29 protein-coding genes and 3 pseudogenes are annotated in these 25,314 nt (G+C 67.7%); 16 read left to right on the forward strand and 16 right to left on the reverse strand.

The features are described from left to right. Positions 1 to 133: 133 nt before the first annotated feature. A pseudogene (locus tag WQO_RS35865) lies at positions 134 to 247 on the forward strand (IS5/IS1182 family transposase); the annotation flags it as partial. 71 nt (positions 248 to 318) lie between these two features. Here WQO_RS35865 and WQO_RS33435 read toward each other — a convergent pair. After that, on the reverse strand, positions 319 to 1,674 hold the full coding sequence (locus WQO_RS33435) for a DUF11 domain-containing protein (RefSeq protein ID WP_237274195.1): 1,356 nt from the start codon (positions 1,672 to 1,674) through the stop codon (positions 319 to 321). A gap of 298 nt (positions 1,675 to 1,972) precedes the next feature. Then, positions 1,973 to 2,161 carry a helix-turn-helix domain-containing protein gene (locus tag WQO_RS37320; RefSeq protein ID WP_335339696.1) on the reverse strand — a complete coding sequence of 63 codons (189 nt, stop codon included), beginning with the start codon at positions 2,159 to 2,161 and terminating at the stop codon, positions 1,973 to 1,975. 246 nt (positions 2,162 to 2,407) lie between these two features. Between WQO_RS37320 and WQO_RS33445 the strand changes: the two genes are divergently transcribed. Beyond that, the gene (locus WQO_RS33445) at positions 2,408 to 3,001 is read left to right on the forward strand and encodes a hypothetical protein (protein ID WP_010062535.1); all 594 of its coding nucleotides are present in this window, start codon (positions 2,408 to 2,410) and stop codon (positions 2,999 to 3,001) included. Positions 3,002 to 3,165: 164 nt separating this feature from the next. On the opposite strand, the gene WQO_RS36500 is transcribed toward WQO_RS33445, so the two are convergent. The 5 genes from WQO_RS36500 to WQO_RS33465 form a co-directional block, all read right to left on the reverse strand. After that, complete coding sequence (locus WQO_RS36500) at positions 3,166 to 3,330, reverse strand: hypothetical protein (RefSeq protein ID WP_167552053.1); 165 nt, start codon at positions 3,328 to 3,330, stop codon at positions 3,166 to 3,168. Between the two features lie 55 nt (positions 3,331 to 3,385). Further along, the gene (locus WQO_RS33450) at positions 3,386 to 3,610 is read right to left on the reverse strand and encodes a DUF5133 domain-containing protein (RefSeq protein WP_032748949.1); all 225 of its coding nucleotides are present in this window, start codon (positions 3,608 to 3,610) and stop codon (positions 3,386 to 3,388) included. A 303-nt stretch (positions 3,611 to 3,913) separates the two neighbouring features. Then, positions 3,914 to 4,408, reverse strand: a complete 495-nt coding sequence (locus WQO_RS37325) for a GNAT family N-acetyltransferase (RefSeq protein WP_335339679.1) — start codon at positions 4,406 to 4,408, stop codon at positions 3,914 to 3,916. A 458-nt stretch (positions 4,409 to 4,866) separates the two neighbouring features. Then, on the reverse strand, positions 4,867 to 4,992 hold the full coding sequence (locus WQO_RS37195; protein ID WP_257721871.1) for a hypothetical protein: 126 nt from the start codon (positions 4,990 to 4,992) through the stop codon (positions 4,867 to 4,869). 359 nt (positions 4,993 to 5,351) lie between these two features. After that, positions 5,352 to 6,191 (reverse strand): alpha/beta fold hydrolase, encoded by an 840-nt coding sequence (locus WQO_RS33465; protein ID WP_010062539.1) that lies wholly within the window; start codon positions 6,189 to 6,191, stop codon positions 5,352 to 5,354. Between the two features lie 1,074 nt (positions 6,192 to 7,265). Here WQO_RS33465 and WQO_RS33470 point away from each other — a divergent pair. From WQO_RS33470 to WQO_RS33480, 3 genes are all read left to right on the forward strand, one after another. After that, positions 7,266 to 7,991, forward strand: coding sequence for a flavodoxin family protein (locus WQO_RS33470; RefSeq protein WP_010062541.1), 726 nt, complete (start codon positions 7,266 to 7,268; stop codon positions 7,989 to 7,991). Positions 7,992 to 8,026: 35 nt separating this feature from the next. Next, on the forward strand, positions 8,027 to 8,983 hold the full coding sequence (locus WQO_RS33475; RefSeq protein WP_010062543.1) for a DUF5996 family protein: 957 nt from the start codon (positions 8,027 to 8,029) through the stop codon (positions 8,981 to 8,983). A 382-nt stretch (positions 8,984 to 9,365) separates the two neighbouring features. After that, positions 9,366 to 9,590 carry a hypothetical protein gene (locus WQO_RS33480; protein ID WP_010062544.1) on the forward strand — a complete coding sequence of 75 codons (225 nt, stop codon included), beginning with the start codon at positions 9,366 to 9,368 and terminating at the stop codon, positions 9,588 to 9,590. Positions 9,591 to 9,629: 39 nt separating this feature from the next. Here the strand turns inward: WQO_RS33480 and WQO_RS33485 are convergent, their stop codons facing one another. After that, positions 9,630 to 10,010, reverse strand: coding sequence for a nuclear transport factor 2 family protein (locus WQO_RS33485; RefSeq protein WP_237274196.1), 381 nt, complete (start codon positions 10,008 to 10,010; stop codon positions 9,630 to 9,632). A 253-nt stretch (positions 10,011 to 10,263) separates the two neighbouring features. Here WQO_RS33485 and WQO_RS33490 point away from each other — a divergent pair, with 253 nt between their 5' ends. The 7 genes from WQO_RS33490 (at position 10,264) to WQO_RS35465 (ending at position 17,086) form a co-directional block, all read left to right on the forward strand. Beyond that, a complete protein-coding gene (locus WQO_RS33490) occupies positions 10,264 to 11,334 on the forward strand; it encodes an LLM class flavin-dependent oxidoreductase (protein WP_010062546.1) in 1,071 nt (356 codons plus the stop codon). Continuing rightward, positions 11,331 to 11,990 carry an NADPH-dependent F420 reductase gene (locus WQO_RS33495; protein ID WP_058954188.1) on the forward strand — a complete coding sequence of 220 codons (660 nt, stop codon included), beginning with the start codon at positions 11,331 to 11,333 and terminating at the stop codon, positions 11,988 to 11,990. The genes WQO_RS33490 and WQO_RS33495 overlap by 4 nt, the downstream gene beginning before the upstream one ends. Before the next feature lie 79 nt (positions 11,991 to 12,069). Continuing rightward, complete coding sequence (locus WQO_RS33500) at positions 12,070 to 13,413, forward strand: glutaminase (protein WP_010062548.1); 1,344 nt, start codon at positions 12,070 to 12,072, stop codon at positions 13,411 to 13,413. 169 nt (positions 13,414 to 13,582) lie between these two features. Then, positions 13,583 to 14,047 carry a MarR family winged helix-turn-helix transcriptional regulator gene (locus WQO_RS33505; protein WP_010062549.1) on the forward strand — a complete coding sequence of 155 codons (465 nt, stop codon included), beginning with the start codon at positions 13,583 to 13,585 and terminating at the stop codon, positions 14,045 to 14,047. Positions 14,048 to 14,114: 67 nt separating this feature from the next. Further along, on the forward strand, positions 14,115 to 15,284 hold the full coding sequence (locus tag WQO_RS33510) for an FAD-dependent monooxygenase (protein WP_079055622.1): 1,170 nt from the start codon (positions 14,115 to 14,117) through the stop codon (positions 15,282 to 15,284). 254 nt (positions 15,285 to 15,538) lie between these two features. Beyond that, a complete protein-coding gene (locus WQO_RS33515) occupies positions 15,539 to 16,123 on the forward strand; it encodes a S1 RNA-binding domain-containing protein (RefSeq protein ID WP_010062551.1) in 585 nt (194 codons plus the stop codon). A 31-nt stretch (positions 16,124 to 16,154) separates the two neighbouring features. Next, a protein-coding gene (locus tag WQO_RS35465; protein ID WP_418082122.1) for an IS5 family transposase occupies positions 16,155 to 17,086 on the forward strand; the annotation gives its coding sequence in 2 pieces (ribosomal slippage) (positions 16,155 to 16,529 and positions 16,532 to 17,086; 930 coding nt in all). Positions 17,087 to 17,240: 154 nt separating this feature from the next. On the opposite strand, the gene WQO_RS33530 is transcribed toward WQO_RS35465, so the two are convergent. Continuing rightward, positions 17,241 to 17,711: a hypothetical protein gene (locus WQO_RS33530; RefSeq protein WP_148660135.1), complete on the reverse strand. Its 471-nt coding sequence runs from the start codon at positions 17,709 to 17,711 to the stop codon at positions 17,241 to 17,243. Here WQO_RS33530 and WQO_RS37485 point away from each other — a divergent pair. Continuing rightward, on the forward strand, positions 17,626 to 18,222 hold the full coding sequence (locus tag WQO_RS37485; RefSeq protein WP_470433561.1) for a DUF7691 family protein: 597 nt from the start codon (positions 17,626 to 17,628) through the stop codon (positions 18,220 to 18,222). The two genes, WQO_RS33530 and WQO_RS37485, sit on opposite strands and share 86 nt — an antisense overlap. Here WQO_RS37485 and WQO_RS37045 read toward each other — a convergent pair. Both WQO_RS37045 and WQO_RS33540 read right to left on the reverse strand, forming a co-directional pair. Then, positions 18,223 to 18,355, reverse strand: a pseudogene (locus WQO_RS37045) (HNH endonuclease); the annotation flags it as partial. 13 nt (positions 18,356 to 18,368) lie between these two features. Then, positions 18,369 to 19,079, reverse strand: a pseudogene (locus WQO_RS33540) (SDR family oxidoreductase); the annotation flags it as partial. A 173-nt stretch (positions 19,080 to 19,252) separates the two neighbouring features. Between WQO_RS33540 and WQO_RS33545 the strand changes: the two are divergent. After that, positions 19,253 to 19,675: a hypothetical protein gene (locus WQO_RS33545; protein WP_010062558.1), complete on the forward strand. Its 423-nt coding sequence runs from the start codon at positions 19,253 to 19,255 to the stop codon at positions 19,673 to 19,675. Between the two features lie 313 nt (positions 19,676 to 19,988). Here WQO_RS33545 and WQO_RS37050 read toward each other — a convergent pair whose 3' ends face one another. The 4 genes from WQO_RS37050 to WQO_RS36065 form a co-directional block, all read right to left on the reverse strand. Then, positions 19,989 to 20,252, reverse strand: a complete 264-nt coding sequence (locus tag WQO_RS37050) for a hypothetical protein (RefSeq protein WP_029182488.1) — start codon at positions 20,250 to 20,252, stop codon at positions 19,989 to 19,991. 72 nt (positions 20,253 to 20,324) lie between these two features. Continuing rightward, complete coding sequence (locus WQO_RS33555) at positions 20,325 to 20,810, reverse strand: WapI family immunity protein (RefSeq protein ID WP_010062559.1); 486 nt, start codon at positions 20,808 to 20,810, stop codon at positions 20,325 to 20,327. 285 nt (positions 20,811 to 21,095) lie between these two features. Further along, positions 21,096 to 21,731, reverse strand: coding sequence for a DUF6461 domain-containing protein (locus tag WQO_RS33560; protein WP_010062562.1), 636 nt, complete (start codon positions 21,729 to 21,731; stop codon positions 21,096 to 21,098). 75 nt (positions 21,732 to 21,806) lie between these two features. Beyond that, positions 21,807 to 22,730: a NucA/NucB deoxyribonuclease domain-containing protein gene (locus WQO_RS36065; RefSeq protein ID WP_148660136.1), complete on the reverse strand. Its 924-nt coding sequence runs from the start codon at positions 22,728 to 22,730 to the stop codon at positions 21,807 to 21,809. A gap of 282 nt (positions 22,731 to 23,012) precedes the next feature. Here WQO_RS36065 and WQO_RS33565 point away from each other — a divergent pair, with 282 nt between their 5' ends. Further along, positions 23,013 to 23,696: an MFS transporter gene (locus WQO_RS33565; RefSeq protein ID WP_010062563.1), complete on the forward strand. Its 684-nt coding sequence runs from the start codon at positions 23,013 to 23,015 to the stop codon at positions 23,694 to 23,696. A gap of 63 nt (positions 23,697 to 23,759) precedes the next feature. Here the strand turns inward: WQO_RS33565 and WQO_RS33570 are convergent, their stop codons facing one another. Next, positions 23,760 to 24,047: a DUF4287 domain-containing protein gene (locus tag WQO_RS33570; protein ID WP_010062564.1), complete on the reverse strand. Its 288-nt coding sequence runs from the start codon at positions 24,045 to 24,047 to the stop codon at positions 23,760 to 23,762. 170 nt (positions 24,048 to 24,217) lie between these two features. Between WQO_RS33570 and WQO_RS37490 the strand changes: the two genes are divergently transcribed. Continuing rightward, positions 24,218 to 25,284 (forward strand): IS630 family transposase gene (locus WQO_RS37490; protein WP_470433552.1). Its coding sequence is split into 2 segments (ribosomal slippage): positions 24,218 to 24,661 and positions 24,664 to 25,284, totalling 1,065 coding nucleotides; the frame shifts between segments, so codons are not numbered across the junction. The last annotated feature ends 30 nt before the right edge of the window (positions 25,285 to 25,314 follow it).

Below are 25,314 nucleotides of genomic sequence, written 5' to 3' on the forward strand. Positions count from 1 at the left end.
TGGAGCGCACCGAGTGGACGGGGGTGCGCACCGCACATCACCTCCAGGGTGTCGGCGGTATCCGGGTGCCGAGGCAGGTGAGGAGTTCGCGGGCGGTGCCGGCCAACGCGGGGGTGTACGTGGTGGGTTCACGGCCGACCGGATCATCGCCCGTCTCGGACCCAAGCTCGCACTTCAGCCGCGCCGGCGGTTCGCGAAGGGCACCGTGCTGATCGTGGACGGCACCCTGGGCAGCAAGCGCCCACATGGTCCGTCGGTGCGAGGGCCGGCTGCCCGGCTCGGACAAGGGCCGGGCCGGGCAGCCCGAGGGGGCGTGCGTCAGCTCGTCGAGGGGTTGACGGTGAGGGTGGCCGTGTTGTTCGTCAGGTCGGGGTCGAAGGTGCGGACGGGGGGTTCGTAGGCGTCGTTGTAGAGGGCGGCGCGGGCGGTGGCGTTCGGGATGACCTCGTCGATGTGAAGGGTGAAGCGGAAGGCGTGGGTGGCGGGCTTGCCGGATTCGGTGAGGTAGATGGGGGTGTTGCAGCGGTAGCGGGTATCGGACTGGGACCAGCAGGCGTCGGGGGCGGAGGCGACCGAGGTGCCGGCGGGGATGTCGATGTCGACGGTCGCGGCGGGTTCGCCCGCGCCGAGGGAGGCGACCCAGGCGGGGCCCGCGTTGTGGACGGTGACGGTGGCGGGGACCGTGTCGCCGGCCGCGCCGGAGACAGCGGAGGCGGTCAGCCGGTAGTCGGCCTGGTTGAGGGTCTTCACCGTGAAGCTGCGGTACGGCTGGAGCTCATCGGAGGGGGCGGCGGCCGGGGTGAGGTTCAGCTCCGGACCGGCGCCCGGGGTGAAGGCGCGGCCGGCGCGGGCCTCGGCGAGCGCCTGCTCGGAGTAGGGCTGCGCCGAATAGTCGACGCGGTCGAAGAGGGCCATGTCCTTGGTGCGGAACTTCAGCGGGAGGGAGTGGTACGAGCCCGGGGTCGTCCGCTCGTCCAGGACGAAGAGGAACGTACGGCCGGTGACGGCGTTCGTGGACTCGCAGTTGGAGGGGACGGACATGCCGAGGCGGATGCCGCGGGAGGTGAAGACGGTGAGCAGGGTGCGGTCGGCGGTGCGGTTGCCCTGGTTGCCGAGGATGACGGAGGAGTCGAAGGGCTGGTCGGGTGCCATGCCGGTGCGGTACTCGGCCTGGGTGAGGCCGAGCGCGGGGCCGTCCTTGACGGCGACGTAGGTCTCGCCTGGGTAGGCGTTCATGCCGCCGGCCTGGGCGGTGTAGCGGACGTAGCCGGCGTTGCCGTCGGTGGCGCCCGGCTTGGTGGTCAGGCCGATCCGCGCAGCGGGTGCGTTGGCGCCGCCGGGGAGTTCGGGCGTGGTGCAGACAGCGGTGGTCTCGTTCTCCGGACGGCAGTTCGCGGGCCAGGTGACCTCGGCGAACGAGGCGACGTCGGAGGCGTCGACGGTGAGCGTGCCGGCCGGGACGGTGGTCGCCGTGTTGTCGTGACTGATCTGCACGGTCAGCGACTGCGACGGTGCGGGGGAGCCGTCCTCGGACGGACCCGCGAGGGTGATCTCGTACGGGTCGGACCAGAGCCACAGGGCGTCGGAGGCGGCCGCGGCGGGGGCCACGGCCGGGCCGGTGACGGCGGCGAGCGCGCCGAGTACGGCGGCGGAGGCTATGAGCGTCTTCTTCACGGGGATCAAGACAGCAGAGATCCGCGGATGGTTGTACGGCAGACATGGGCCGGTTTCAGTCCGCCGGGCAGGCCGTGCGACCGTCGGGAATGCCTGAGCGGGCGATGAGGTAGCCGACTTGGGTGCGGCGGCTGCCGCCGGGGGCGGCGGAGAGTCTGGCGACGTGGCGGCTGCAGGTGCGGATCTTCATAAAGGGGCTGCCACCACTCTTTCAGCTGCGGATCTCTGTCTTCGGGTGAGCCTGGGTCTGGGCTTGCAGGCGTTTGCGGAGCACGATCTCCGCAGTGGTGAAGGGGCCTTACGGGCGACGGCTGCGGACCGGCTTGGGCCGCAGTGGCAAGCGATCGTCCACCACAGCGCGCACGGCTTCCTCGTCCGCCCCACACAGCATGGCGAGACGGTCGACCACGGCGAACTCCTCCGGGATGGTCGCGCCCGAGCAGTAGCGGTGGAGGGTGGGCGCGCTGAAACTCAGCCGCCGGCCCAGCGCCTCCTAACTCCTCCTTCCCGCGCCTTCGGCGCGCACGAGCCCCGCGAGCTCCTCGACGGCGGCGTCCTTCGGCATTCCATCCCCTTCGACCCCACGTCCCAACCTTGCACGTCCTTGCACGTCAGCAGGGGTGGAATGGTTCCAGGACGGCTGGTGGGCGCGTGATCGTTGCAGACGGCGGGCGCTGGCTGCACGCTGGTTGAGCACTGACCGAACGAACGACCCGACGGGGGATCCATCACCATGAACAAGCTCCGCACCGCACTCGCTGCCGCACTGGGCCTCGCGGCTCTCGCCACAGCCCCGGTGCAGGCCGCTGCCCAGCCCGCCTTCCTCGCCGCCTCCCAGATGCCGCCCTCGTCGACGCCGTGGACCGCCACCCAGGTCTTCACCGGCGTCCCGGAGAACGGGGGCGTCCTCTGCGCCCCGTACAAGATCCCGGCGCAGAACACCCGCTACCGCGAGTTCAGCACCGAGCTCGACACCAACGGCGTCCAGGTCACGACCCTCGCCCGTACCGAGGCCGACGCCGTGAAGCTGGTCAACACCCTCCGCGGGGCCCTCGCCGGCTGCGGGCCCCTGCTGGAGCAGCAGAACCCGGGCCTGCAGGCCGTCAGCGCCTTCCACGGCAAGCTCGCCGTCGAGGAGGGCGCCTGGGTCTACAGCCTGGACACCGCCGACCCGCAGATCGGCATCTCCGACATCCACCTGTTCTCCGTCGGCCGCGACGGCCGCACCGTCACCCTCGTCCGCTGGGGCCAGATGGGCGACCTCGAGGACGCCCCGCTGACCGCCTTCCGCACCACGACGAAGACCGCCGTCAACAAGCTCCACTGACCCGGGGCCCCGAGGGCTGACCACACCTCGACAGCGGCGCGGCCGGAACCCGGGCGCGCCGCTGTCGCGCGCACCGCTCCGCGGGCGGCGACCACTTCCTGGCCTTCACCAGCGTCGCCTGCACCCTCATCCGCTACCGCAGGCTCGCCAACTGAGATGGTCTCTCAGGCGGTGTGCTCTTTGGCGTTGTCCGCGAGGCGGAAGTCGAGGGTGTCGGCCGCCTTGAGCCGGGTCTGCTCCGCAGCGTGTGCAGCGTTGGCGATGGCGTCGCCGCGTTCGGTTATCAGCAGATCGTAGATCGGCGCGGTGCCGGTGCTGGTGGCGTCCATGTGGGGGTTTCCGTTTCTGCGGGGGTCAGGGGCCGACGGGAGGGCTAGGGGGGGATCAGCTGCTGCTCAGCACTGAGTCGTCCAGAGGGCGGGCGCCGGGTGACTGGTGCCTGGCAGCGGCCAGGGCAGCGTCGATGTCACGGGTGCCGGTCGACACGCACAGCGTGTAAGTGACGTCGTCCAGACGCTGACGCGCCTGCGCGCTGTTCGCCTTGTCGGCACCCGCCGCGAGGGCCTCGTACTCGTCAATCAGATCCCGCAGCACCGCAGGGTGAGCCATCAACGTCACCGAACCGCCCTTCTCTATCAGCGCACCATCCGCTCTGGATCAGAGCCGCTTCCCACGTACCCCGATTCCTCGTCGCCACCCCTCCCCAACCGGCTGTCCGGGCTGTGGGGGCATCGGGCAGCTGCTGCGCCTCCACGGCCCTCCGGCTTCCACCCGCCGTGGCCGGACACCAAGGCTTCCCTGACGCATCGGTGGTCAGGCAGAGTCCTCCCGACCGGTTGATCAGCGCTTGGCACACGTGGCGTCCAGGCTGTCGACTATGCTTCCCTGCCGGGCTGGTCGGAATGAGGCCATCTACGGCATCTCGGATCGAGGGCTCGGCCCACCGGTGTGAGGGCAGCCGGCCGCGGCGTCTGCAGGGATGGACATGCGGCGCAGGAGATCACGGGTCGCTCGCAGGTTCAGGGTGCTGCGCCATCTCACGCTCGGGTGACGGGAGCGCAGATGGGACAGCGCCCGGGTCCCCAGGCCGGTGCCGCGGAAGCGCTCCTCCAGGGTTACAGCGGTGATGACACCTTGATCGCAACGGTCACACAGCTGGTAGCGGACCTGACCGACGACCTTGCGGATATGGACCAGGAGCAGGCACTGCTCATCCGGACGGGTGCCGCCGGGAACTCGGGAGGGGAGAAATTCGATTGATCGGTAGACCATGATCCGACGCCGCAAGCGGCCCATGGGCCGCTTGCGGCGAGAGTGCCGGGGGCCGTTATGGCCGGTGGCTGCCACCTGATCTTGAGAGGCCGGGCCGAACAGAGTGATCGTAGGACGCGCATGATGTCCCTGCATGCGAGCCGCCTACCCCGAGCCGCGCCATAGATACCCCCTTGTGCAGAAAAGGGATATCTGCCCTTAAGGGTAAGGGCAGTTGCCTCGTTGAGTGAGTGCTGGGCCGTTCCCGAGCGCCCCGTGATCACTTCCTGGCCAGGCACAGATTTTGGCGGCGGATCAGGGGATCAGCACTCTTCCCACTGAGTGGGTCCGGCTCGTCGAGGTCTGGCGGCACGGCGACCCAGCAGCTCAGCCAGTGCTCGTTGTCTCCCCAGGCGAAGAAGGGGGATCGCCCGGAGGTGTCACAGAAGAACACCATACTGAAGGCCGCTTCGAGGTCAGCCGCCAGGCCTCCGCGAGGCTGGCCCCAGGGGCCAGCGGCTCCCGGAAGCCGGCATAGCGAGGAGTGGAAGCCGTGATGGGTGACGACCTGGCCTCGCTGCCGGTCTGCCGGAGCAGCCAGGGGAGGCGAACGGTCACCCTGCGGCAGCGGCAGCGTACTCGTGGTTGAGGATGGAGTGGGTGACGGAGTCGCTCCCTTGACCGCCGCGTTGGACGTGCTCGCGGATGTAGCCCTCCTCGGTGAGACCTGCACGGTGCATGGGGCGGGCGGAGGCGGTGTTGTGTGTGTGGGAGCGGGCTCCCCAGACGCGGTGGAGGTCGAGGTCTTCGAAGGCGCAGGCCAAGAGCAGGCAGGGATACGGTTTCGGTACCGTATGCGTTGCCCCAGATCTCCAGGTTGAGGGCGAAGCCGAAGGTCGCGGCCCGGGGCTGATGGGGGTCCAAGGCGAGGCGGCCGAACCCGATCAGCCGCCCGCCGTCGCTGCCTGTGTCGGCTACGGCCAGGGCGTACTCCTGGCGCGGGTCCGTGGCCGCCGAGGCGATCGACCGGGCAAGGCTCGTCGTGGCGTATCCCGAAGCAGCCGACCTACAGGCGACGACGGAAACGGTCGGACAGGTATCAGCCGAGAAAGGCGCGAAGGGCCGCGTTGACCTCCTCGGCATGCGTCCAGAGCAGCCCGTGCGGAGCGCCCTCGATCTCCACGTACTGCGCGTCGGGCAGCTCACGGCGGAATCGGCGGGCCGTCGCGTCGATGGGGAGGATCCGGTCGGCCGTTCCGTGCAGGACGAGGGCCGGCTTCCCGCTGTCGCGGACCGCCTGGACGTCGGCGCGGAAATCCTCGATCCAGGAGGAGACGACCGCGTAGGCCGCCACGGGAGCGCTCGACGTCGCGACGTTCCAGCTCGCGGTCACGGCCTCCTGGCTGATACGGCTGCCGAGGTTGTCGTCGAGGTTGTAGAAGTCGGCGAAGAACTGGGTGTACCAGGCGTACCGATCCCCCTTCGCCGCTGCCGCGATTCCGTCGAACACCTCTTGCGGCACCCCTTCGGGGTTGTCGTCACGGGCCACGAGGAAGGGCTCCAGCGCGGCGAGGAACGCCAGTTTCGCGACCCTCGCGTGCCCGTACCGTGCGACGTAGCGAGCAAGCTCGCCCGTCCCCATCGAGAAGCCGACGAGAACGACATCGCGGAGATCGAGGCTCTCCAGGAGGGCGTTGAGGTCGGCGGAGAACGTGTCGTAGTCGTATCCCGTGCCGACCTTCGACGATCGTCCGAAGCCGCGACGGTCGTAGGTGATGACGCGGTACCCGGCATCCAGCAGGTCCCGCGTCTGACGCTCCCAGCTGTGGCCGTTCAGCGGGTACCCGTGGATCAGCACGACGGGCTGCCCCGTTCCCTGGTCCTCGTAATAGAGCTCGACCGGAGTGCTGTTCTCACTGCCGACGGCGATGTACCCCATTGTCTTCTCTCCTTCTAATGCGGACGAACGTGCTGGTCAGAATGGTCTACGTGCTCGATGGGCGCGACCGTCGCGGAGGGGCCCGTTCTCGAGACGGACGACGTCGACGAGTGTCGCGCCCCCGCCGGGTGTCAGCCGCCCCCCCTGACCGTCGGGGCCACGACCGCGTGCGGCTCCGATGAGGTCGGAGCGCCGGTACGCCGGGGGAAATTCCACGATTTCGGTGTCCACCGTTCCGGTGCGACCGACGGTCGTCATTCCGCAGCCGCTCACTTGCCGACGAGCTGACGCGGCATGACCGGATTCTTTTTGGGAGGTTGACTGCGAAGGTCAGTTGAAGTCGCAACTCGCCGACGGGCCTCATAGTACGAGGACTTCACCGTTTGGCAAGTCGGGAGAGGAGGGGCGGCTGATTTTCCGATCTCCTGTCGTCACGTCGCGCGTTCTCGGCTTCGTTGAGCGAATTCGGCCGCCACGGGGCGGTGCGGAGGTGCCTAGTTGACACGTCAAATTCTGGTGCTAGTGTACGGCGACATACGCAGGCCACGCCGGACCGCGGAGTACTGACTACCGCGATGAGGGAAGTCAAGGCCGGATTGGGCGCACTGCCGACGCGGGAGGGAAGCATGCTCGATCCCGATCGCCGTACGCTCATCAACGCTCGGGAGGACCGGCGTCTCGTCGTGGCCGTCAAGGCGACCTTTCGGTGCCGAATATCCCACTGCTTGCGCATGGAAGGCAGAATTTCCGGCAGCTGCCGAGTAAGGGCAGGTTCGATGTGAAGAGTGAATGAGGTCCGTTCAGGGTTTTGTGGGCCCGGTCCCAGGGAATCTCCGGCCACGACGTCGGTCGATTCAGGAAGCCGATTCAGAAAGTCGATTCAGGAACACGCCGCGACACATCGCCGTGTCGCCTCCATGCCCGCCTTCCGGGAGGCTTGCCTTTTCCCGTGCGGAAGCCCTGAAGCGGAGTGGGCCCGTACGCGCGCACCAGCTGTCGACGACCGGCCGCGTCGGAACGAAAGAGGTCGGCTGTCAGGGCCGACAGCACCGAACACCCGGAAGGACCACCGCGATGAATGCTTCCGTGATCGACAAGCCCGACTTCAGCGGGCTGAGTGCGATGTACATCAACTGCACCCTGAAACGATCTCCCGAGCTCAGCCACACCCAGGGTGTGATCGACCGCAGCGTGGCCATCATGGAGGCGAACGGAGTCAGCGTGGACCAGATCCGCGCCGTCGACCACGACATCGCCACCGGTGTCCGCCCGGACATGACCGAACACGGCTGGGACACCGACGAGTGGCCGGCGCTCCTTCGGCGGATCCTCGCCGCCGACATCCTCGTCATCGGCGGATCGATCTGGCTCGGGGACAACAGTTCGGTGACCCGGCGCGTCGTCGAACGGCTCTACGGTTACTCCGGCGTGCTCAACGAGCAGGGCCAGTACGCCTACTACGGACGTGTCGGCGGCTGTCTGATCACAGGCAACGAGGACGGCCTCAAGCACTGCGCCATGAGCATCCTCTACAGCCTGCAGCACATCGGCTTCGCCGTCCCGCCCCAGGCCGATGCCGGCTGGCTCGGTGAGGTCGGCCCGGGCCCTTCCTACCTCGACGAGGGATCAGGCGGGCCGGAGAACGACTTCGCCAACCGGAACATCTCGTTCATGACGTACAACCTCCTCCACCTCGCGTCGATGATCCGCGACACCGGTGGCATTCCCGCCTACGGCAACCAGCGCTCGGCCTGGGACGCCGGCTGCCGCCCCGACAACGCCAACCCTGAACACCGCTGACCCACTTGAAGGCGCTACCGAGGATGTGAGATGCGATGACCGCACCAGCTGCCACGAACTGGCCGAGCCTGAGAGTCTCCGACTGGACCGCGACCCGCGACACGCTGCACATGTGGACCCAGATCGTGGGCAAGATCCGCATGGTCCACGCACCACTCGTCAACCACTGGTGGCAGGTGACGCTGTACGTCAGCCCCCGCGGACTGACGACATCGACCATCCCTTACCGCTCCGGGGCGTTCGAGATCGAATTCGACTTCGTCGGCCACCGGCTCGAAGTCCGCAGCAGCGACGGCGGCGTGCGCGGCTTCCCGCTCCGGCCCATGGCAGTGGCCGAGTTCTACGCCCAGGTCCTGCACACGCTCGACGGACTCGGGATCGAGGCCCCGATCCATCCGCACCCCAACGAGGTCGAGCCCGCGATTCCGTTCGCCGACGATCACGATCACGCTGCCTACGACGGTGAAGCGGCAACCCTGTTCTGGCGACAGCTGCTGCAGGCGAACCGGGTCATGGGGGAGTTCCGGTCGCACTTCGTGGGCAAAGTCAGCCCGGTGCACTTCTTCTGGGGAGCGATGGATCTCGCCTGCACCCGCTTCTCCGGGCGACAGGCTCCTCCGCACCCCGGCGGCGCACCCAACTGCGGCGACTGGGTCATGGTCGAGGGCTACTCCCGGGAGCTTTCCAGCTGCGGATTCTGGCCCGGCGGCGGTGAGGAAGGAGCCTTCTACGCGTATGCCTACCCTGAACCCGAAGGCTTCGCCGATCACCCGGTCGGTCCGGAAGGTGCCTACTTCAGCCCCGAGTTCAAGCAGTTCCTGCTGCCCTACGAAGCCGTCCGCTCCGCGCCCGACCCCGATCGCGCGCTCGCCGAGTTCCTGCACACCACCTACGAGGCCGCCGCGGTGCTCGGAAAGTGGGACCGCGCCGCGCTGGAGGACGACCCCATGCGGTGGGACGGCACCTCCACCCCTCGCTGGTCGCCCAAGTAGCCCGTCGCAAGCTCTCCGGCCTCTGACATTTGTCATGTGCGGCGATGACAGCGGTCACCGGAGGCCGTGACAACTCCCCCTGCCGCAAGGGCATGGGCGGCACGATTCTGAACTCATGACGCAGAACGCGATGGGGCCGGGGAACCGGGGAGAAATCTCGCCGCTGGGTACGAGGCCGTTCGCGGCGCCTCCTTCCCGGTCGCCCGCGGCCAACTGCGCGCCCTGCCCGGGACGGACAGGGCGCGCAGGACGTGACCGGACCTGGTCCTCGTACGCCTCGGCGATGGGCATCGACGCCGTACGAGCGGGAGTTGGGCCGACATGCGGCTCGCCGGGCATCATCAGGCGGCGCGGTCCGAGGAAGCCCGAGTGAGGTGACGGCATGAGCGACGAGCACGGGTTCGAGCCGGAAACGCAGCCGCTCACCGACGACGGGCAGTGCGTCCTGTCCACGATGGTCGCCATGCTGTCGATGAGGGACGACATGACGGTCGTTGCCGGCCTGAACGAACGCCTGGCCCTCATGGAGTGCTCCCCGCAGGTGGAACCCGGCGAGCGAGACGCCTCCGGGCCGACGGCGCCGGTGCCTCCGGGGGAGAGCGTGTGAGAGGCGAGGACCGTCCGCCTCGACCTCCGGCGGACGCGGTCAGACCATGCTGTTGCCGCTGGCGGTCGCTTCGGGCAGGACGAGGTCCTGCACGACGTCCCAGTGCTCGACGATGCGGTCGTTCTCCAGTCGGAAGATGTCGACGATCACCGTAGGACCGGGCTCCCAGCCGCGGACGAGGCTGTGCGTGAACACGAGGTCGCCCTGGGCCGCCACGCGCTGCGGCTCCCAGGAGAACCCCTCCAGCCCCGGCACTGCGGCGCGGAGTGTGCCGAGGCCGTCGGGGAGCTGAGGGCTGTGCTGCACATACGGTTCGGCCCAGTACCGGTCCAGCGCGGTGAGGTCCTTCTCCACGAAGAGTTCTCGCATCGCGGTGGTGACGATGTCGATGTTGCGCCGGGCCTGATCGTTGTCCGTCATGACCATGCTTCCTGGATGGTTCGGGAAAGTCGCCGAGGGCGCCGTCGACGGTGACCGGCCGCAGCCCCAGATCTTTGTTGACGCATAAACAATAAAATGGCAGAGTTGACGTGTCAACTTAATTGGAGAGGGGGCGGACGGGACGAGGGAGCCGTGATCGTGCGGACATCCCCGGTCCGCAGGTCCCGACATCCCCGCGCAGAGGCGTGCGATCTCGCGGCGAGCCCACGCAAGCGTTGAAAGAAGGCCCACGATGGATGCTCCGCACGTCGAGTTCGGAATCGACAGCTTCGGCGACCTGCCCCGCGACGATCAGGGCGCGATCGTGTCGCACGCGGAGGCGATCCGCGCCGCAGTGGCCGAAGCGGTCCTCGCCGACGAGGTCGGCATCGACGTGGTCGCGCTGGGCGAGCACCACCTGCCGGAGTTCGCCATCTCCAGCCCCGAGACCGTACTTGCCGGTATCGCGACCGTCACAAAGCGCATCCGGCTCGCATCGGGCGTCACGGTGTTGTCCTCGGACGACCCGGTACGGGTGTTCCAGCGGTTCGCCACGGTCGACGCACTGTCCGGCGGACGGGCCGAGGTGATCCTCGGACGCGGCTCGTTCACCGAGTCGTTCCCACTCTTCGGGTACGACCTCAAGGACTACGAGGTGTTGTTCGAGGAGAAGATCGACCTCTTCCACCGGCTCCTGGACGAGACGCCGGTCACCTGGGAAGGAACCACACGCGCCGCCCTGCACGCCGCGGACGTGTACCCGAAGACCGAATCGGGACGTCTCAGCACCTGGGTCGGTGTCGGCGGAACACCGCAGTCCGTGATCCGCACGGCTCGGTACGGATTCCGGCTCATGCTCGCCATCATCGGCGGCGCTCCCGACCGGTTCGCTCCCTACGTGGATCTGTACCGGCGGGCGAGCGAGGAGTTCGGTACGACGGCACAGCCGGTCGGGCTGCACTCGCCCGGCTTCATCGCCTCCAGTGACCAGGAGGCCAAGGAACTTTTCTACCCCGGATACAAGGAGACGCGTGACCGGATCGGGGCGCTACGCGGCTGGCCACCGCTCCGCCGGGAGGAGTTCAACACAGAGGTGGACCACGGGTCGCTGTACGTCGGGTCGGTCGAGACGGTCGCGTCCAAGATCGCTCACGCCATCCGGGTGCTGGACGCGGGCCGGTTCGACTTGATCTACTCCTCGGCCGGCACCGTATCGGCATCGGCCCGGCTTCGGGCGGTCGAGCTGTACGGCACCCAGGTCATCCCCCGGGTCCGAGAGCTGCTGGCCGAACAGCCCGCGGCCAAGGCCGGAGCGGCGCGATGACCACCATCGGGATCCTGGGGGCCGGGAAGATCGGCACCGTACTGGCGCGTCGGGCGGGCGCTGCCGGATACCGCGTCCTGATCTCCGGGTCGGGTGACCCCGCCAAGATCGTGCTGACCACCAAGGTCCTCACCCCGGGAGCGACAGCCGTATGGCCGGCCCGGGCCGCGGAGGCGGCCGACGTGGTGATCCTCGCTCTTCCGCTCGGCAGACACCGAGACCTCCCCGTCCCCGAACTGGCGGGGAAGCTGGTCGTCGACGCGATGAACCACTGGTGGGAGGTCGACGGTCCGCGCGACACGATCCTCCCGACCGAGATCTCCTCGAGCGAGGCTGTGCAGGGGTTCCTGAAAGGTGCCCGTGTCGTCAAGGCCTTCAACCACATGGGCTACCACGACCTGGAGGACGGGGCGCGTGCGGCAGGCGCCCCCGGTCGCAAGGCGATCGCGATCGCCGGCCACCTGCCCGGCGATCTCGCCACCGTGTCCGCGATGGTCGACGCTTTCGGGTTCCATCCACTGATCGTCGGCGACCTCGCGGCGGGTATCCGGCTCGAGCCCGGAACACCCGCCTTCGGCGCCAACGTGGACGCCGCGCGGCTGCGCTTGCTGACGGACATTCCTGAGCTGGATCGCAACGCTCTGGTCCAGCCGTGATGCCTGCCCGGGAGAATCGACGCCTGCATGGCAAGCAGTTCCTGGCGGAAGAGGTTGCCGTTTCCCTGGAGGAGGACGCATGCGCTCCATCATTCCCGACTATCTGACCGAGGTGCTGGCCGGTGTGCAGCCGGAGGCGTCCGGGGAGCCGGCGGGGTACATCCCCGAGCTCGCGGCGGCGGACCCCGAGCGCCTCAGCGCAGCCTTCGCCATGATTGACGGAGAGGTGTACGGGGCCGGTGACATCGACACCGAGTTCACGATTCAGTCGATCTCCAAGCCGTTCGCGTACGCGCTGGCGTTGGCGGACCGCGGGTTCGCCCCTGTGCTCGCCAAGGTCGGTGTCGAGCCGTCCGGGGAGGCGTTCAACGAGATCTCTCTCGAAAGCGACACCGGCCGGCCCCGCAATCCGATGATCAACGCCGGCGCGATCACTGTTCACTCCCTGGTCGGCCCGGAGGGTCTGAACGCGACCGAGCGGGTGGAACGCGTGGTCGACGGTCTTTCGGCCTTCGCGGGACGTCGACTGAGAACGGATGACGCCGTACACGCGTCGGAGATGAAACATGCCCACCGGAACCTTGCCATCGCGCACATGCTCCGCAGCCACGACATCCTCGTCGGGGACGCGCGGGCCGTCGTCGACGGCTATACCCGCCAGTGTTCCGTGCTCGTCAGCACACGCGATCTGGCCATGATGGCCGCGACGTTGGCGAACCGCGGGATGAACCCTCTCTCGGGCGAGCAGGTGGTGCCGGAACCGGTGGTCCGCCAGGTGCTCAGCGTCATGTTCGGCTGCGGAATGTATGACGCGGCCGGCGACTGGGGTACCCAGGTCGGCATCCCGGCGAAAAGCGGGGTTGCCGGAGGTCTGATCGGCGCGCTCCCCGGACAAGTCGGCATCGCCACGTTCTCACCGCGACTGGACAACCACGGAAACAGCGTTCGCGGAGTGAAACTGTTCGAGCGATTCTCTTCGGACATGGGCCTGCACGTGATGGAGGTTCCCGCCACCGCGCGTGCGGCTTTGCGGACCAACCATGTCGCCGGCAGCGGACCGGACGCCTTCCGGGTTCTCCAACTGCAGGACGGCATCGGCTTCGCCGGAGCCGAGAGAGTCATCCGGGAAACCGTGAACACCTCGTACCCGGAAACCAGCATCGCTCTGGACCTCACACGGGTCCATTCGATCGATGACGTGGCCCGGCGCATGCTTCTGGAAATCATGCGCCGGCTGACGCTCGACGGTCACGAGGTCTACCTGGTCGACCCGGAATCGATCATGCCCGACCCCGATCCAGGCGATGGCGGACGGGTGACCGTGGTGGACAGCCTGGACGAGGCGAGCGGCAGCAAGACCCCGCCGACGCCTGCAGCCCGTCGTCGCATTTCTGGGAGCGCGGGCACTGCTCGACGGACCTGAGCGGCCGACGCCCGGCCGCCGGGCCGGGGCTCCTTGTGAGAGGCGCCACAAGCCGCACGTCATGAAGAACGCCAACGGCGCGCGCGGACCGGCATGTTCTGGGTAACCGCAGGCGCCGGCCGCGTCAGCGGTGTGGAGGACGTGCCGATGCCCTCGATACGCTTGGTCCATGGACGCAACACCGCGCTGGCTGACCCCGGAGCAGCAGGCCGCCTGGGACGGTTTCATCCGCATGCAGGAGAAGCTCATCGGACGTCTTTCCCGCTACGTCCAGGCAGACTCCAGCATGTCCCCGGCCGACTTCATCGTGCTGGTGAAGCTCACCGAGGCCGGCGGGCGCATGCGCTTCATGGACCTCACCAAGCTGGTGGAGTGGGAGAAGAGCCGCATGTCCCACCAGGTGGGGCGGATGGCGAAGCGCGGCCTTGTCACCAAGGAGGAGTGCCCCGACGACGGACGCGGTTCTTTCGTCGTCGCCACCCCCGCCGGATATCGGGCGATCGAGGGCGCAGCGCCCCTTCACGTCGAACACGTCCGCCGACTGTTCATCGATGCCCTGACGCAGGACGAGCTGAACACGCTCACCAGGATCTCGAGCCGCGTCGTCGCTCGCCTGGAGACGCAGCCCGACTGAGGCTCCGGCCCTGGGCCGGGTGGTGACAGTGGGCTACGGGCCGCCGGGTGGAGCGCGCCGATCAGTCATGCCCGGGTCCGGCGGTCCGGGTGAAGTCGGAGGCGTGGTCGCGGGCCCACTGCGCGTAGGAGCGGCCCGGGCAGCCGAGGACGTCTGCGAGCGTGCGGTAGGCACTGCCGCGCGAGGGGGTTGCGTCGAGGGGCTCGACGTAATCCGCCGCATGGGCCTGGAAGCAGCCGCCCGTGACGTGGCGACCCGTGAGGCTGGCATCCGGTTCGTCGACGACCGGAACCGAACCAGAGCCGCTCTCCCGGCGGACGCTTTCGGCGGCCGTGGGCCCGTCGCCGAGCTAGAGATTCTCCGCCCGCTCCTCTCCAATCTGCTCTACGACCACACCCGCAACGACACCGAATACCTCTTCGGCGACGAAATCACCTCCCTGAAAGACGAGGGGCCCCAGGTCCACGCCACACTCAAGAACGCCGGCGAGCGCTCCTTCGACTACGTCATCGCCGCCGACGGCATCCGCTCCCGCACCCGTGACCTCGTCTTCACCAACACCCGGATCAAGGGCCTCGGACTCCGCACGGCGTACTTCACCATCCCCCACCAGCCCGCCGACGGCCGCTGGGCACGCTGGCACAACGCCCCCCGCCACCGGTCGATCACCCTGCGCCCCGACAACCTCGGCACCACCCGGGCCGCACTCTCCTACCTCACACCCGCTCAAGACGATGAAAGGCTGGCCACCACCGACCAGAAACAACTGCTGCATCGAGTCTTCGGCGGCCTCGCCTGGGAAGTGCCCCGAATTCTCACCGAGATGGACAACGCCAGCGACTTCTTCTTCGAGTCCGTCGGCCAAGTCCACATGCCCCGCTGGTTCATGGGAAGGATCGCCGCAGTCGGCGACGCGGCCTACTGCGCCTCACCCCTCAGCGGCATGGGCACCAGCCTCGCCCTGACCGGCGCCTACATCCTGGCCGGAGAACTCGCCCACCGCGCCGACCACCACGCCGCCTTCACCGCCTACGAGAGCACCCTGCGCCCTTACACCGCACGCGCACAGAAGCTACCGCCGGGAACCCCGCGCGCAGCCCTGCCCCGCACCAGGGCCGGCATCGCACTCCTCAACACCGTCCTGCGCACGGCAACCACCAAACCAGCCAGTACACTCCTGGCACGCTTCCTCGTCCCACCGGCCGACACCCTCACTTTGCCCACCTACCGCTCGTAGACAGGAAACTTCAGCCGACCCAAGGCCCAGACACACGGCACTTCTAGAAACGTGAGCACTGCGGCTTCAATAACTGATCATTTCAGAACGAGTCCGGGGTGTGAGCCGTCGGCGGGAGCAGCACGACCAGGAGCAGGACCAGGCCGTGCCTAGGGCTTGTCCGGCCGATCATGGTTCCGGTTGCTGGGGCACAGCGGGGCTTCAGTCTGTCGAGGTCATAATCGGCCCGCGATGTCGTGTGCCAGGGTGACGGTATGGACTGGCAGTCGGAGAGCCCGGAACTCTGGGCATTTTTGGAGACCTTGCACCGCGGCGACATCTTGTCTGGCACCGTTGCGGGGATCGAGCGGTTCGGGGTCTTCGTGGCCCTGGACGACGGACCTGCCCATCCCCTCTTCCCCGGGGTCGGGTTCGTCGTGGTCCCCGAACTGTCCTGGCGGCACATCGACGCCATCACCGATGTCGTTCACGTAGGCCAGCGGGTCTCGTGCGAGTTCCTCCAGTTCGACACCTACAACCTGGAGGCCAGACTGTCCTTGAAGGCGATGGAGCCCGACCCCATGCGGGCTTTCGCCGACCGCACGCCGGTGGGCCAGGAAATCCGCGGGACGGTGGAGAAAACAGTTCCCATCGGCGTCTTCGTCGACCTCGGAGACGGGATCGCCGGACTGGTCCCCTCCAGAGAGATCGACGGCCGGCCCGCAGTGAATCCGGTGGAGGACTTGGAGGCCGGAGAGGAGATCACCGTCGTCGTTACGGAAATCGACCTGCCGACCCGCCGAATCCTTCTTTCCAGGCCGAAGAACGCCCTGCGCGAAGGTGTCGTGCCGGCCACGTGACGGCCAGCGTGCTCCAGCCGTTGAATGGAGCATGGTGCGGGGTGATCTGAGTGATGCCGAGTGGGAACGGCTGCGGCCGTTCCTGCCGGTCAGCAACCGGCGCTGCGGCAGGTGGCGGGATCACCGGCAGGTGATCAACGGGATCCTGCACCGGGTGCGAACCGGAGTGCAGTGGCGTGACCTGCCCGAACGGTTCGGTCCGTGGAAGACCGTCTATGAACGCAACCGCCTGTGGTCGGCGGACGGTACTTGGGAACGTCTCCTTCATCAGCTCCAGGCCGCAGCCGATGCAGCAGGCCAGATCGACTGGGACATCTCGGTCGACTCCACCATCGTGCGGGCACATCAGCATGCTGCGGGCGCTCGCAACGACCCACCGCTGGCACCTGGCTCAAAGGGGGCCGAGGAGCCGGAACATCAGGACGAAGCGCCGTGGCAGAATCTGCACGCCCGCCTGGTGGAGGTGGTGCTGGAGGCGAGAGTCTGGGCCGCTCGCGCGGCGGGTTCACCAGCAAGCTTCACCTGAGCGCGGACGGCCGCTGCCGCCCGCTGTCCCTGATCGTCACACCAGGTCAGCAAGCTGACTGCACCCAGTTCATCGCGGTGCTGGAGAAGATCCGAGTCCCCAGACCGGGCCTGGGGCGACCACGCAAGAAGCCCGACAGCCTTGCGGCCGACAGGGCCCACGGCAACGGCCCCGTCCACGAGTACCTGCGTCGCCGGGGCGTCCGCCACACGATTCCGGACAAGAGTGACAGCCAGGCCGCCCGCCTGCGCAAAGGCGCACGCGGTGGACGGCCGCCTGGCTTCGACGAGGACCGCTACAAGAAGCGCAACACCGTCGAGCGGGCAATCAACCGCATGAAGCAGTTCCGGGCGGTCGCCACTCGCTACGACAAGCGCGGCTACGTCTTCCTCGGCACCGCCACCGCGGCGGCCGTCGCGGTCTGGCTCCGCACATGATCGGCCGGACAAGTCCTAGTAAGCCAGGGACCTGCGATCTCAAGGTGACTCCGACGAGAGTCGGCTTGCCCGCAGGTCAAGATCAATCTCAGCGCCAACGATGTTCCCCGACGCCGGATGCGTGCTGCCGCGAGCAGATCCCGGCGTTCTCGCCCTACAGCCTGCCTTCGAGCGCGGCCTGCACGGCCCCTGTGTCCGTCTCATCTACAAGGTTGGCCGTCTGGTCCGCGAGCCAACCGTCCCGCTCCCCAGGTACGAGCCGGAGAGCGGTGTGCTTCACCAGGCCGCCCAAGGTGGACCTCACGGTCACTCGTAGTCCGATCCCCGACGGATGCGGACCAAAGGCCGGGAGCTTGATCGGCTCACCGGTGCTCACGCGCGCGTCCCTGTAGTCACCGACCCGGGGCGCAGAGGTGATTTCGACACACTCGGCGATGGTGTCGGCGTCCCAGCTCCGCAGGAGCCGTTTGGTACGGGCCTCGCATGCGGCCTCATAGTCCTGATCCACCGATGCCTGCTGGTAATCCCGCGCGACCTCCTTGACCACGGCGGCTTGCTCGCTACTGACTCCGACGGCGGTCCGGCTGTCACCCTCGCAACCGCCCACCGCCAGGATCGCCGCCATCACAAGCAGCCCCACAGCACGTCCACCCCGCGCAGCCACGCCCCGCCCCCTCACCTGTCACTGGTGCCCCCAGCACCTCTCGCAGAATTACAGCACGGCACTGGGCGGGGCTGATTCAAACGAAAGGGCCTGGCCCGAGAGGGATCACGGTCTGGCGAGCTACAGCGGCCCGATCACCCTCTACACCATGCTGGACAGAGAGCTCGGCACGGCCGGTGTTGAGCCAGGCCTGCTGCCCACTCCGTACATCTTCAGCGGCCCGCCGTCCGAAATCCCGTTCCACATCCCCCGGCCCCCGGAGGGCTCACCCGAGATCGGAGTCTGGCCGATGCAGAAGGCCGGGCCCGCCGTTCGCGCATACCGGGAGGCGCTGGACCGGATCGACCCCGACCCCCGGTACGAGCTGTCGGAGCTGATCGAGGCGCTCGACGGCTGGTACGACAACTGGCACGGCAAACAAGGCATACCGTGGTGGCGCAAAGACACCTCGATCTTCGTCGTCGTCGGCTGAGCATCGCCCGGCATACACCTCCAGCTCACGGTCTCCCGCGGTTTGGTCCCAGCGCAGCTTGGTGGCACCCCACCCCCACATACCAGCACTGCGCTGCCGGAGACGGCGGCATCCAGTCCGCCGGATCCGGATCGCACGGGCGGGGGTTACCCCTTCCGTTGAACGGCGGTCGCGCTGCCCAGGAACTCCCGGGCGCCGCGGAGTCGGGTGCGCAGATGCCGTTGGGTCGCCTGGCTGTCGAGACGGATGTCGAGGGCCCCCGGGGTGGTGCTGTCGGCGCGCAGCCCTGTGGGAAGGCGAGAGGCGTCGAGTCCGTCGCGCTCGGCGATGAGCACGCCGAGCTGGTGACGGCTCAGGGCGTCGGGTCCGCTGACGTGGTGGATGCCTGCCGCACTGCCGTCGGCGAGCTCCAGCAGCGCGGCCGCCAGGTCCGAGACGTGGACTGGGCAGCGGATGTCGTCGGTGTACAGCGCACCGTCGGTGGTCCCTGCGGCGAGTTCGTGTACCAGGCGTTCGTGCACGGAGAGCCCGTGTCCGATGATCAGGGACGTTCGGGCGACGACGGCTTTCGGATGTATTGCGATGATCCCGGTCTCCGCTGCGGCTTTGGCCGCCCCGTACGGGGTGACGGGGTCCGGGAGGCAGGACTCGTCGTAGCGGGCGGTGCCGGCACCGGAGAAGACCGCGTCGGTGGATACGTGGACCAGGGGTGTCTCGCGCTTCGCCGTGACGAGTGCGAGCTGGACCGGGCCATCGGCGGTGATCGCCCAGTCGGCCCGGCCGCTGGACGCGTTGATCACGACCCGCGGCTGAGCGTCCGCTACGACGCTGTCCAGGCTCTCCGCGTCCCGCAGATTCGCAGTACCTCGGCACAGCTACTGCGGCGGCCCTCACCATCTGGCTCCGAACATGACCGACCGGACAAGTCCTATGCGGCGGACTCCGCGTACGGAAGGAGCCCCGACGGCTCCGGGTCCCAAATCGATTACCCTCGGTACCCGGCACGGTGTCACATCTGGGCACGAGCAGAATGGCGCAGGTCATCGTGTTGGCGCGGTACGAGGACGAGGTGATGGAGCCGCTGACGCGGCCGGACGAGGCCCGCACCTGGCACGGGTGCTTCGTGCAGATCCCCTGGTTCGTAGGGGGCTGGCGCATCGAGTTCGAGCGGTGGAACCGGCGCCGCGGCGTGCTCAAGGACCTGGAGCCGCTGCCGTGGAACGAGCCCGCCTGCGTGCAGGTCATGCTCCACGACGAGGACGACGACCTGTTCGGTCTGTGGATTTTCCGCGACGGGGGCCTCGTCGAGGTGGGCATCCCCGGCGCCCAAAGGGTGCACATCGCTGCCCCGCCGTGGGACGCAAACCCCGGCTTCCTGGTTCGGACCGGCCTGGGCAGGGGAGAGGACCGGCACTCGCCAGAGCACGTACAGGACCCGCGGTCGTGCTGGTGACCCGGTCCCGACCAGGGCCAGACAGGTGCTGAAGTCGCCGTGGCCGGTCCTGCCCGGGGCCGGACCGGTTTCATCTGGCTCCGAACATGATCGGCCGGACAAGTCCTAGTGGCTTTCCTGATCACAGGCGGGTGGCGAACCGGCCATCGGGCAGCTTGCGGAGCCAGCCGCGATCGACGAGTCTGACCAGCTTGCCGCGTAGCGGTTCCAGCTTGGACTTTACGCTGATGTCCACCCCCACCGCCTCCCCGACCTCGCGGGCCATGACCGGTCCGGCGGCCTGCCGCACGGCGGCGGGGATGCGCTGATAGCCTCAAGGCAGCGAGTCCTCCTCCACGCCCGATTCACGGTGCGGAATCAGCATCACCGCCCGGCCACCCACCTGCCCCGGCATCGGACCGACGGAGGCGCGTTCCTCGGCGAGCTGCCCGCTCATCCGTTCAAGGACGCGCTCGGCGACTGCGAGTTCGTCCCGCTCGGCTCGCACTTCCGCCAGCTGGTTGGCCAGCTGCTCTTCGAGTTCGTCCAGTTGCGCGCGCCGCGCGGTGATCCGTTCCAGCAGTTCGGGATCCAGCATGCACCGGATCGCAGAGGGGCACCCGACCCCAGCAGCGGAAATCGGTTGTCCGGGGAGTGCCGCGTGGCTGGATCAGCGGGATGGGAGGGAAGCCAGAGAGCGGTCCCACTCGTCAGCCGCGTGCAGCAGCGTTGCGGTGTCCACCCTGACCTCCACGACGTACTGGTAGATGTCAGCCCCATCATCGCCCTGTTGCCACGGAGGTGCCGCCTCCAGAGACAGATGAACGCGGATCACCGCGGTCCCGCTCTCGATTCGATGGACGAGGCTGAATGCCACGACCGGCTCGATGAACCACGTGTCCGGCGACAGCTCGCCTTCGGCATCAGGTTCGGTGACGTCCACCGTCCCTGCGGCCACCGCGCGCAGCCACGCGGACACCTGGCGGGCCTCATCGGTGAGCAGACACGGATCGGCGAAGGACCACTTTCCCTCAGGAGTCGCCACCGTGCCCTCAATAACCAGCCAATTGTCGTCGTACGAGTCGCCCCGAACAGTGGCGAACTGATAGCGCACTGGGCGGAGGTCGACACTGCTGGAGAGATCGTTCAGGAGCACCGGGCCAGGATGTCATGCGCCGGCCAGCAGCGGACTGCGCCGCCAGCTCAGGTGCACGCCCACAGCGCCGCCCCTGACTCCGTTTCGGAGACAATCCCGACCTCTGTCAGACGATCTTCTCGATGGGCTCCCGCCCACGACCAGCACGAGCACTCTGAGGACCGACCACACCAGCCCTTTGACATGCGAATTCAGGTTGGCGGCAGCTCATTGAAGGACACCGGGGAGGCGGTGGCGACACTACTCCCGTCGTCCCTCTCATCGTTCGCCGCGGAAGAGGACTTCCTACCCGATTGTTCCCAGGCGGCGGCCCAGGACGCTTCGGGTGCCGTGCCGGGTCGGTGAGTGGAAGCCTGGGACAGGGCGGGCCAGGAGGGCGCGGTCCACAGTCTCGAGATTCGCTGTGAGCAGGGGGCCGTTGAGAAGGGAGGGAGAGATCTCCGCTCCGATGTGCTCAGAAATTACCTGCAAAGATGCCATGGCCGCGCTCGTGCCAGATGACGTGTTCTGGATCCGCTGGAAGAAAGCGTGGTGGCTGTCGCCTCGGACCGTCTGCGGGTTGCGGGGTTCGAACGACTCAGAGAGCCGCCCGTCCTGGGCGTATTTGAACGTTGTCATGGAATGACCCGAGCGACTGAGGGCGAAAGCCTCCGAATCGCCGCAAAGGCTCTTGAGGATGAGGTCGGCGAATCCGATCGGGTTCGCGATTTCGATACAGAAAGACCATGTACCGATATCCCCGGCGCGCAGCAGCGCGCTTGTTTCACTCACCCCGATCTCTGATTCGCTTTGTGAAGCAGACATGAGACGCGCTTCGCCCGGATCGGCGCCGAAAGCCGTGAGGACCTGTTCAGGGTTGAGATTCCGGGAGAGCGTCAAGCAGAAATCGCCGTATTCTTCGATGTCCCAGGTAGCCGGCACGGCTGCCACCCCTCCAGTTGGGTCAGCGGCGCCCGGTGGCCGCGAGATTGCGCGTGGCCACCGGGCGCTGCGGGTTCACGCGTCAGGAACCTTCATGCGGAAGGGATCCTTGTTGACCATCCGCTGGTTCTGGATGAGGTTACTGTAGGCAGTTCCAGCCAGGGAGTTGACGTCCTGCGGGACATGGCCTCGGACACAGGGCTCTGTTTTGGTGACCGGACGCGCAGGGTCGGCCTCGTAGACGTTCCAGGTTCCGTTTTCGAGGAGCGCGACGATTTCCGCGCAGCGCCCGCCGTCGGTCCCGCCCTCCTGAGTTGACGCGAACGGGAACTCGTCGCAGGAATCACTGGGGACGACATCGGGCTTGGCGACGAACGGGATCGAGCTCTTACTGCCGCATGTACGTTCCCTGCGAGCGTTTCCGTCGAGGGCGCGGGTCAATGGCTTTCCGCTGTAGAGTCCCCACTTGTCAGGCAGGTTCCACTGCGCCCACGTGTATGTGGCAGCAGCCGCGCCGTAGGTGCTCAGAGGGAGTTCCAGTTCGGGTGTGATGCTCGGGAGAGCGCAGCCGGTGCTGATGTTGCCTCCGCCGGTGGTGGCAGAGTCGCAGCGAATTTCGCGTGGGTTTGACCAGGTGACAGTAGGCTTGGTGGGGGTTGTTCCTGTCTGAGTGATCTTCAGGGTGTAGCCGACCTTCGTACGGTCTTCCGACCCCGCTGCGGGAGCGTCGCGGTACGTCACGGTGCCGGACGCGACCTGGCCGTCAGTGAGCGCCCTCACCCCGGTCCAGGGTGAGCTCTGAGTCGTCGTGCACTTAGATGTGCAGGTGACGTCCGCAGCAACGTTGACACTCGCCACCCGACCGGAGAACTGAGTCGCCTCGACCAGGAACTCCTCGTTCCAGTTCCCCGACCGGGCGTTGAGGGTTGCGCTGGAACTTACGTAGAGGACTGCCGAACTCAGTACCTCTTGCTGCTCACTGCGGAGAGTGAATTTCACCGTCATCTCCCGCAGGCAGGCGCTCAGGCGCTCAAAACGCCACTCTCCCGGATTGGAGATCGTGCACAGCGATCCCGCTTGGCGTTCTGCCCGACCTGGAGCACGCGAGGCGGGGTCCGGATCAGTGCGTTCCTCGATGGAGGTACAGGCGGTTACGGCCGAGTCAGAGTGCGTTCCGCTGCAAGTCTCTGCGGTCGATTCGACCTTCTCCCTGGCGGATGCACTCCGGTCCTCAGCCGCGGGTATCGAAATCGGCAACGTTCCCAGCTCGCCGAGACCGAGGTGTTCAAGCGCGAGGTCCGAAACCGCCGGGACCGCGGCTCCCTGCGCCAGGTCCTCGTCGCACACCGGCGCAACGTCCTGGTCGCCGTCCTCTTCGTGGCCGGCACCGGCGCCGTCGGCGGCACCTGGACCGCGGTCGTCCCCGCCCTGGGCAGCCGCCTCTCCGAACCGGGGACCATGTTCTGGGTGGTCGTCGCCGTCACGGCCTTCTTCATGGTGCTCAACGTGCCGCTCGGCCTGCTCGCCGACCGGTTCGGCGCCGCCCGTTTCCTCACGGCCACGAGCCTCGTCTTCACCGTGACGGGCTCGGTCTCCTACCTCACCATGAGCGGTACGTTCGCGAGCCTGGTGTTCACCTACGGCTCGGGCATCATGTACCTGGTCTGCGCCACCACAGTCCTGCCCAAGCTCCTCACCGAGATCTTCCCCGCAGAGGTCCGCGCCCTGGGCGTCGGCCTCCCCAACGCCGTCACCAGTGCCGTCCTCGGTGGTATCGCGCCGACGGCAGCCGCCTTCGCCGCCGCGAACAACGCCTCCGGGTGGTTCATCGCCGCGGTCATGAGCGCCGTACTGCTTTCCCTGCCGGCCGCCGCACTGGCTCGCTCGGTGGCCGCCGTCCCGGCCCTCGCCGGGCCACCGCCGTCCCCGCAGCCCGAACGCGTCCTCGCCACGACCGGAGACTGAACCGGCACGGCGGACGGCCACCCCTCACCGGAAGGGCGGCCGTCCGCCGACGGAGCTCCCCGCTCAGGGGCGGTTGTTCTTGCCCTCGAGCCACAGGGTGTCGGAGTCGTCGTGGTGCGTCCCACCCGAACCGACGTGCTTCGCGGAGATCTTGGCACCGTTCTTGAAGACGTGCACCAGCGCCATTCCATGACCCCGGCCGAGTTCGTAGTCGGTCTTCAGCCATTCCAGAACCGGTCCCGCTTTCAGATCCGGGCCCTCGAAACCGCGCTCCTTCGCCAGCTCGATGAATTGGCGGGGCGTCAGACCCGTCTTGTCCTCGATGTTGTCCAGATACGCCTGAAAGGACATGTGTTCCTCACCTTCCGAATTATCCACGTCGGCTACGACCGACTACACCAGCCTGCACTCGGGCGAAGCGCACATCAGGTTTCCCTCGCACCGCTGACGCTACTTACTGAGGTTGAACTTGTGGTGTCGTAGGGGCTGACGGCTCCTCGCCGGTGCGGTATCACCGGGGCATGCGGTATCCACAAGGGGGCGGGCTGACCGCCGAGCGGCAGCAGTTCCGCGAGGAGTTACGACTGAAGGCTGCCGAGAGGTTCGCCCAGGGCGAGGCGAGCTCGGTGATCGCCAGGGACCTGCGGGTCAGCGTCCGCTCGGTGCAGCGGTGGCGGCGGATGTGGGACGAGGGCGGGCCGCGGGCTCTGCGGTCACAGGGCCCGGCATCGCTGCCGAGGCTGAGCGAGAAGCAGTTCGCCCAGTTGGAGGCGGAGCTGGCCAAGGGACCGGCCGCGCATGGCTGGGAAGACCAGCGCTGGACCCTGAGCCGTGTGAAGACGGTGATCGGCCGACGCTTCCACCTGACCTACACGATCCAGGGCGTGCGCAAGCTCCTGGTGCGCAACGGCTGGTCCTGTCAGGTCCCGGCCCGACGCGCCATCGAGCGGGACGACGAGGCGGTGGCCGGGTGGGTCAAGGAGGTGTGGCCGTGCGCGGAAGACTCGCGGCGGCCCGTGGAGCCTGGCTCGTCTTCGAGGACGAAGCCGGTTTCTCCATGACGCCGCCGCAGGCCAGGACCTGGGCCCAGCGCGGCCGGACCCCGGTGGTGCGTGTCCGCGGCCGTTCCCGCAGACGCATCTCCATCGCCGCGCTGACCTGCTACAAGCCCGGCCACCGGTCCCGGCTGATCTACCGGCCACGCCGGGACGACGACCGACGCGACAGTCGCAAGAGCTTCTCCTGGCGCGACTACCGGGACCTGCTGATCGCCGCCCACCAGCAGCTCGGCGGGCCGATCGTGCTCATCTGGGACAACCTGAACGTCCACAAAGCCGCCGGGCTGCGGGAGTTCGCCGCCTCCCGGGACTGGCTGACGATCTACTACCTGCCGCCCTACGCACCCGACCTCAACCCCGTCGAAGGGATCTGGTCCCTCTTACGACGCGGCTGGCTCTCCAACGTCGCCTTCTCCACCCCCGAACACCTCGTCCAGCGCATCCGACACGGCCTACGCCACATCCAATACCGCAGCCACCTCATAGACGGCTGCCTCGCCGAGACCGGCCTGACCATCAGACCCACCTGAGCAACCCAGCGACATCACGAGTTCAACCTC

The organism is Streptomyces globisporus C-1027 (genome assembly GCF_000261345.2).
Lineage (GTDB): Bacteria > Actinomycetota > Actinomycetes > Streptomycetales > Streptomycetaceae > Streptomyces > Streptomyces pakalii.